Annotated in this window: 2 protein-coding genes; one reads left to right on the plus strand and one right to left on the minus strand. The window is 45.7% G+C overall.

Annotated features, from left to right (window positions below):
* The coding region (locus tag PN499_RS09105; RefSeq protein WP_272031482.1) for a pentapeptide repeat-containing protein at window positions 1-1144 on the plus strand (1144 nt) is incomplete at its 5' end.
* Window positions 1145-1404: 260 nt separating this feature from the next.
* Here the strand turns inward: PN499_RS09105 and PN499_RS09110 are convergent.
* Window positions 1405-5079 (minus strand): CHAT domain-containing protein, encoded by a 3675-nt coding sequence (locus PN499_RS09110; protein ID WP_272031483.1) that lies wholly within the window; start codon window positions 5077-5079, stop codon window positions 1405-1407.
* Window positions 5080-5115: the final 36 nt, after the last annotated feature.

A 5115-nucleotide genomic window follows, 5' to 3' on the forward strand; every position in this document is an offset into this window, starting at 1 on the left:
TCCAGTTGGAGACGCACTGCTGATGGCTTTTGAGCAGTCTCTCCAAGAAGATTGGACTCCCGAAGTAAAGCAGGCGTGGACAGATGCCTACAGAGCAATTACTGCTTTGATGTTAAAGGGCGCAGGTGTAGATTCTTCACCAAAGGTTGTTGCAGATGAAAAAAAAGATGTCACCCACAATCAGCCAAAAAAATCAAAGACACAATTACTGAACGAATCTAAGCCGCTTGCACCGCCAACCGAGGAACAGAAAAAGCCTTTAGTACCAATTCAGTTGGATGGTGAAATTATCCAAAAAATGCTCTCGAAAATAACTGATGGTTATCAACAATTTCAAAGTCAATCATTCGTTCAGCGATTGGGTGAAGTTCTCAAAGGAATTTTAGACAAATTCATTGATAATTTTTGGAAACAACCAGCTTGGTTAGTTGCTGCTGTTTCAGCCGTTTTGTTCATCACAATTTATGTAAACGCGGAGGAAAATTCTCTGCTGGCAGAGATTTTGGAGGGTGCTGATGCTCTCAGTCTTGTCGTTGCTTTAGTTTTATTCATTAAAGAAGCACCGGATCGCAGAAAGCAATTTCACTACCAAGCTTGGAGTACAGTTGATGCAGCACACAGCGTAAAAGTTAGCTATGCAAGAATTTTGGCACTCCAAGATTTGAATGAAGATGGTGTTTCTCTCAGAGGTTTGGATTCTCCTGATGCAGAGTTAATAGCTATTAATCTCTCTGGGGCCAATCTGAGTGCAGCCAATTTGACTAACACCGATCTCAGTAATGCAAATTTGAGCCATGCCAACCTCGATAATGCTAACCTCAGTCAAGCTAAACTTGCGGGTGCAAATCTCAGCCATGCCAAGCTAGATTTTGCTCGCTTGAGTCAGGTTAATCTCAGTAATGCCAACCTCAGTGACGCTAGTTTAATTTGTGCGGACTTGAGCAACGCAAATATGAGCGGTGTCAATTTGAAAAATGCTAGTTTGAGTGGTGCAAATCTCAAAGGTGCCTACCTAAGCGGTGCAAATCTCAAAGGTGCTAAAGTTAGCATTTCGGACTTGAGTGGTGCTTTGCTCGCAGGCGCTGTTATGCCTGATGGCTCAAAGTATAAGTCTCCCGAAGATGAGGTAAGTAGGCGGGTATAATTAAACGTTAAAAACCTATTCATTTTGGCTTTGTACATTTATACAGTTTGAGTTGAGTTTAAAATGCTGAAGCTGATAACCTACTTGAGCGCTTCTCCAATCAGCTATTTGATTAACTGTCCAGCCTTTGGTATTTAAGCACAAAACTTCTGCTCTTTTTCTCGTCCTTTCTGGCAGTTTTGGATTGTGACTTAACTCCAACAATATGCTAAGTCTTAACCGACGAAAGCAATGGCTATACTTTTGCCTACGTCCTAAGATTAAACCCCTGTAGCAGTAAAAGCAGCCCAATGATAGGGATTAGCAAAAGGGCAAGGTTTGCGATTGCGTGTTTGCTGCAAAGATGCTTCCGCGATCAAGCGTTGTCCTTGGGGTAACTGAGCAAAGATTTGTGTAATTTGACTTTGAAAATCGCTCAATAAAGTTTCAAATTCCTCGCTAGTTAAATCTCGAAGCCATTTCTGAGCAGAATTAAGCGCGATCGCAATATCTCCCACCTGTATTCTCTGAAGCTGACTGAGATTGTCGTAAAACTTGCCGATCAAAAACAATGTCGAAACGTCGCTCACTTTCCAAAGACTACTGACAATACTGGGAGTGCCAGCATACATCAAACCCGCTGTCAAGCTAACACAATCAATAATATTTTTTACCTCCCCAGCGCCAGTTTCACAACCGGAGAGAGTCAGTAATCGACATTGGCGCAAGTCGAGATTAAAAATTTCCTCCAATGTTAGAGAGTCCTTACCAAAAAACAAAGCCGATTGCAAAGGATGTTCAAAATTTAACAAACTCTGACAGGCGAAGTGGATGCCAATACTCTGTTGCTGTTGCTCTCTTTGAATGAGCTGGCGATCGCCAACCCCAATTAATTGATAAAGTGCCTCTTTTACCCCAATTCTATCCCCTAAAGTTTCTGTACTTGGGAAATGCTGACGAATCGCGCTCATTTCCAGATTGCTATAGATCGCATCTTTAGTAAAATTCTGAACAGCAAAGAGTTCCCGCACTGGCGAAGTCCCTCGGAGATTACGCCGCCCAATTTGGCTCAGGCGCAACATTTGACAACTTGGAGCATAGCGAATACCTCTGGAAAATCTGTCAATTAAATATTGAGGAGATGAGGAAGATGAGGAAGATGGGGAGCAGGGGAGCGGGGGGGCGGGGGAGATGGGGAGAGGGAATAGGAAAGACGAAGATTTCCCCTCTGCTCCCCCGCTCAAGAGCTCAAGAGCTCCTCTGCTCCTCTGCTCCTCTGCTCCCCTGCTCCCCTGCTCCCCATCTCCTCTGCTCCCCCGCTCCCCCTCTCCCTCACTTCCCAAAGGCAAAGCATGAATCGGTAGCAGGTGCAAAAATCGGTGTCCGATCGCAATCAAGCGATCGCAATGTTCGGGAATGCGCTCTACAATCCGATCGATTTGTAAAAGTTCCGCTAGGCGGGTCAATCGAGCTGCTAGTTGATTTACCCAACGGCCTTTTTGTTCGGAATAAGCACTCAAATATTCGGCGGCCCAATCTTCCAAAGCATTTGCATTTTCTGGCGGACAAACCCAAACCAGAGGATGTTCGACTTCAGGGAGGATAATAAAACAAATCAACATTTCCTCTAAGTTTGCCCACTCGACGATCGCACAATTCCGATCTGGTAATAATTCCTGAATTTGTTCAAAGGCGATCGCCTCCACTTTTTGAGTGCTGCTAAAATACGGGTCAAAAGACACTATCTCGCGGGAAATCAACTCGTCCAACTGATGCCACAATTGAGTTAAGCGGGTGAAGTCCACACTCAGAGGCATTGAGGAATTATTCAGATCCGGTCTTTCTGCCCCTGAACTACCGCTAATATTGACTTCCAGCTTCGCTCCCCCATCGACTCGCTGCTGTTCTGTAGCTATTTCCTGTCGTAGCAAAACCAACTCATCTTGGACGTATTGGGGAAGTTCTGCTTTGGGAGTTAAGGAGTCATGGGCGAGGAGTTCCACCAGACTGCGAGCTTTGTAGCGCTGCGTATATTCTAGGGCTTTGGCGTAGTAATGAGATTGGTTAGCTCCTAGTTCCAGACAGACTTCCACCAGAGATTTGTAAAGCACAGTCCAGGTTTGAGCTAATTTTTGCAGGGTACTGGCTTCGCGATCGCTCCCCCCTCTGCGTTCTCCGCGTAGGAATTCCACTGTTTCCACAGCCGAGGCAAAAGTGTTGTAAGCTAGCAGCAATTCCCCCTGGGCTTGGTAGGCGAGGCCTTGGTAAAATAAGGTTTTGGCGTGGCTGTGGGGATGAGCTTCTCGCGTGTAGACTTCCAGGGCCTTGTCATAACAACTGACTGCTTTTTTAAGATGTTCAGGTCTGTTACCCAGCATCAACTCGCCAAAGGCTCGACCGAGATATGATTGCAGCATTGCCCAGCGATCGGGAGAGCCCGAACGGGTATAAATTGCACAAGCATTTTGATAACAGACGATCGCACTTTTGAGGTTGCGGGCTTTTTCTCCTTTCTTATGTTCGCTCAAAGCCCGACCTAAATAAGTATGTAGCATCGCCCAGCGATCTGGAGATTTTGATTTTGAATATACTTGCAAGGCTTTTTGATAGCAGGCGATCGCTGCTTCTATATTTTGGGCTCGATCTCCTTTGAGTCGCTGATTATAAGCTTTGCCCAGATAAGTTTGAATTGTCGCCCAGCGATCGGGAAACTTGGTGCGGCTGTGAACTTGTAAAGCATTGCGGTAACAAGCGATCGCCGCTTCCAAATTCTCCGATCGATCTCCTTTAATTCGTTCGCTAAAAACTCGACCTAAATTATGCTGAGTAGTCGCCCACTGTGCCGGTAAGCTCTCGCGAGTCCGCACCTGTAAAGCCTTTTGATAGCACTCTATAGCTTGTTCCAAATTATCAGCGCGACTACCTTGCAGTCTTTCACTATAAGCGTTTGCTAAATTATTTTGTGTTGTCGCCCAACGACGGGGAAAGGACTTACGATTGTAAACTTGCAAGGCGCTTTGATAGCAAGCTATTGCCAATTCTAAATTATCAGTTGGCTCTCCTCTTAAGCGGCGGCTGTAGGCGCGACCGAGATTATTTTGAGTTGTTGCCCACTCTTTGGGGAAAGTATCGCGAGCTCGCACCTGTAAAGCGTTTTGATAGCAGGTGACTGCCAGTTCTAGGTTATCGGCGGTAAAACCTTTGATGCGATCGCTGTAAGCATTGCCCAGATTATTTTGTAGCGTTGCCCACTGTTCCGGGTATTCTGCGGGAGTCCGTACTTCTAAAGCATTTTCAAAACAAGCGATCGCTCGTTCCAGATTCAGGGCTCGTTCTCCTTTAATGCGATCGCTATAAGCATTGCCCAGATTATTTTGCAGCGTAGCCCACTGTTCCGGGAACTCCTCGCGGGTAAAAACAGTTGCTACTACTTCATAACCTGCAATTTCAATTTCTAAATTGTTCGCCCTGCTACCCAGGGGGAACCGCCCAATAATAATACTCAAATTACCGATCTGAGCCGCAATCCGTCTCGCCTGTGCGGGTTCAGCTTCCGGTAAGATTGCAGTTGCCCAACTGTGCAACAGTTGGGCAAAATGGTAATCCAACTTATCTAAATTGGCAGACAGTAACGGATAAATTGCTTGCGGTTCAGAATTGTAAGCTACTGCCTGCAATACTTCCCCTAGAAAAGTGAGATACTGTTCTGGAGTTGCAGCGCCAATGGATGCCATCATCGCTTCTTCCAAAGGAGCAAGCAAATTTTGGAAAAATTTAGCAGCATTGACTAGCCCCTCTTGCGTTAGGGACGGCACTGCCAGGTACAGTGTTTGTACTAACCCGTAGTCGATTAAATCTGAGTCGGCACTCAAAATTAATTCTGTTCCTGTATCGCTAGAAAAGTCCAGTAGCACTCGGAGCATATTAAAGTCAGTTTCGCGGCGTTGTTCGTCCATCGTGACTCGAAGGAAGAAGGAAGAAGGAAGAGGGAA

The organism is Kamptonema animale CS-326, assembly GCF_028330895.1.
Taxonomy (GTDB): Bacteria; Cyanobacteriota; Cyanobacteriia; order Cyanobacteriales; family Microcoleaceae; genus Kamptonema; species Kamptonema formosum.

Bases quoted from the DNA above. Each gene is read 5' to 3' on its own strand.
- PN499_RS09110 (WP_272031483.1), bottom strand. From the start codon at position 5,079: ATGGACGAACAACGCCGCGAAACTGACTTTAATATGCTCCGAGTGCTA.